Below are 1,699 nucleotides of genomic sequence, written 5' to 3' on the forward strand. Positions count from 1 at the left end.
CCTAAAATGTATTAGTTAATTCTTATTTCACCCTTTAAATTCGTGTTTGATGATTTTACTCTTACACGATTTGTGATATGGTTTAATTGGTTAGTGGATTCCTCCATTGTAGGAGGATTATTTATGTCTAAGAAAAAAATATATGATCAGAAACACCTCACCACCAGTCAAAGAATCCATATTGAAAAAGGCCTGAACGATGGACTGTCTTTTGCTGCTATCGCCAGAAAGCTTGAGAAGCATCCAAGCACAATTGCTAAAGAAGTAAAGAAATACCGCTCTTTTCAAAATCATGAAGTTGACCCAAGACATCCTCTGCGCTGTGCCAGATTTAAGGAATGCTCCCTGCGTTTTCTATGTGACAAACCTAATTGTGTGAAAGTCTGTAAATACTGTTATAACACCAGTTTACGGACTCCTGTCTGCACGACCCTTTGTCCCGAATACCTCGAGCCGCAATGTCCTTCTATTTCAAAAGCTCCCTTTGTTTGTAATAGCTGTGCAAAAAGCAGAACCTGTAACAAGAACCAAGCATTCTACATCGCACAGAATGCAGATAAGTCCTCACAGGAACTTCTCGTATCATGCAGGAAGGGCATTAATCAAAGTGCAGTTGATATCGCTCTGCTTGATGACCTTATTTCACCATTACTTGCCCAGGGGCAGTCTCTCGCTCATATTTATGCCTTTCACGGGCATGAGATTCCTTGTTCCAGAAAGACGCTCTACAATTATATAGACCAAGGCGTCTTTACTGCTAAGAACATCGATCTGCGCCGCAAGGTGCGTTACAAATGCAAGCCAAGAAAAACTGGTACGAGGGTCAGTCTGGCTGCAAAGGAATTCCGTATAGGACGGACCTACGAGGATTTTCAAAAATTCATTCAAGAGAATCCTGATATTCCAGTTGTTGAACTTGATACCGTAGAAGGCGGGCGGGATAACAGCACTCAGGCTTTCCTTACCCTCTTTTTTCGTAACTGTTCTCTTATGCTTATTTTTGTACTGCAAGAGAAATCACAGGACCAGGTCATAAAGGTTTTCGATTATTTGACACAAAAACTCGGTATCAGGGTATTTCAGGAACTGTTCCCAGTTATCTTGACAGACAATGGTGTGGAATTTCAATTTCCAGAACGATTGGAATGTGATAAAAATGGTGAGACCCGCACGAAAATCTTTTACTGCAATCCGAACTCTTCCTGGCAAAAAGGACGGATCGAGAAAAATCATGAATACATCCGGTATGTGATCCCCAAAGGTCAGAGCCTGGATAACTATAAGCAGACAGATGCCTGTGTACTTATGAATCATATCAACAGTGAAGCCAGAGACAGCCTGAACGGCTGCACTCCATTCAGGCTGTCTAAGATGCTTTTAAATAACAGGTTACACAGACTTTTATGTCTTCAGGAAATACCTGCAGACCAAGTCAATTTAAAACCATCGTTACTTAAAAAATAGAATTAGAATCAAGACGGAATCCACTGCCGAATTTAATCTTACAAAAATTTGGCATGTGGAATTTAGTCTTGTACGCTTACCCAGATGCCTGTTTGCCATGCTTGCACACATGAAAACAGGCTCCTGTAAGGCCATTGTAACTCTATTTTTGTCACTCGTAAACCGAAATGAAGTGAATTAAGTGCTATAAAATCAATGTTTGGTAGATATCACGAATTCACTTTGAAATTTTACC

Annotated in this window: 1 protein-coding gene; it reads left to right on the forward strand. The window is 40.4% G+C overall.

Going from position 1 to position 1,699, the window contains the following annotated elements; genetic code table 11:
- Positions 1–123 precede the first annotated feature (123 nt).
- The gene (locus DXA36_RS32530; RefSeq protein WP_069410234.1) at positions 124–1,464 is read left to right on the forward strand and encodes an IS30 family transposase; all 1,341 of its coding nucleotides are present in this window, start codon (positions 124–126) and stop codon (positions 1,462–1,464) included.
- Positions 1,465–1,699: the final 235 nt, after the last annotated feature.

This window comes from Eisenbergiella sp. OF01-20, assembly GCF_003478085.1.
Lineage (GTDB): Bacteria > Bacillota > Clostridia > Lachnospirales > Lachnospiraceae > Eisenbergiella.

What these genes read in the sequence shown, in the direction of transcription:
- DXA36_RS32530 (WP_069410234.1), top strand. Translation starts at nt 124, where the DNA reads ATGTCTAAGAAAAAAATATATGATCAGAAACACCTCACCACCAGTCAA.